Here is a 1,093-nt window from a genome sequence, read left to right as displayed (position 1 = left end):
TTGCGGTCTTGCTCAGAAGTAAACTCCACGTAAATCACCTTGATGTCTTTGAGCTGCTCTTGCAAGCTGGTCAACACCTCCACCTCATCTCCACCTGTAGCCACCCTGAGCACATCGATGGGCTCCAAACCCAACTCCTTGAGGGCTGCCCTGGCTTCCCGGAAAGGGAGCAGCTGCTCCACTCCCCACTCGGCCTGAGGATCCTCCGGCCAGAGCCGACAAGTTCTGCAGCTATTCTGCCCCGCCAGCCCCACTGGATGCACAAAGCAGTTGCCCAGGCCAAGAGCATTCTGCTGCAGCAGGTGCAAGGCCAAGGGATCCACCTCAAAACAATGAATGGCCGCCTCAGGGCAGAAACCCCGAAAACAAACGCTACCAAGGCCTACCCCAGCTCCGATGTCGATAACCGTCTGCACCTGACTAGACAGAAACACAGGAAAGTTAAGATACGTCCTCTCGTAAAAAACGGTGTCTGGGTAGAGCTTTACCGAAAACCTGAGTTTGCCAAAGTCAAAGCCAGTCAACACTGCTTCCATTAACTTACTGGCATTGGCCAAAAGAAGTTGGTGGTCCTCTGCCAAGACAAAAGCAAAGTTAGCCCTCACAGACCGCCCCAGCCGCTGCAAGTCCTCAGCTGTGCACACCACAGCATCAAAACTAGGCCGACTGGCTGGCTCCCCTCTCACCTCATGAACTCGCTCGGGCACTCCCTTCTGCTGCAGCAGACCACAGGGATCCCCAAACCCCTCTTCCACGTACAGCTCCAGCCGCGGCAAGTCCAGCAAGTCCGCGGCTATCACCCCAGGACAGCCTCGGCCAACAAATACCCTCAGTCGCTCCTGCACGCGATGCAGCTCTTGAATGGGCTCGTAGATTCCTAGTCGTGTGTCTATCCAGGCAGAGCTGGCCGTGCTGACAAAGTAGCGCACATCAGAGCGGGGCGAGTAACGAAAGGGCTCCGGCAGCTCTCCCCCAAACACCCAGTCCAGCAGGTTCTGAATGCGGTGGCGGGGATGCCAGTGTTGGTCGAAAGTGTGATAAGCGCGGCGGGCAATTTGAATGGCCTCCTGGGGATGGTCTAGGTAGTAGCGGA

1 pseudogene is annotated in these 1,093 nt (G+C 56.7%); it reads right to left on the bottom strand.

Annotated features, from left to right (window positions below):
- Positions 1 to 1,093 (bottom strand): annotated as a pseudogene (locus tag NW820_RS12605) (glycosyl transferase family 1); the annotation flags it as partial.

The organism is Synechococcus sp. R55.7 (genome assembly GCF_047461955.1).
Classification (GTDB): domain Bacteria; phylum Cyanobacteriota; class Cyanobacteriia; order Thermostichales; family Thermostichaceae; genus Thermostichus.
Note: the sequence above shows the minus strand (reverse complement) of the source record. Positions and strands in the feature narration are given on the sequence as shown.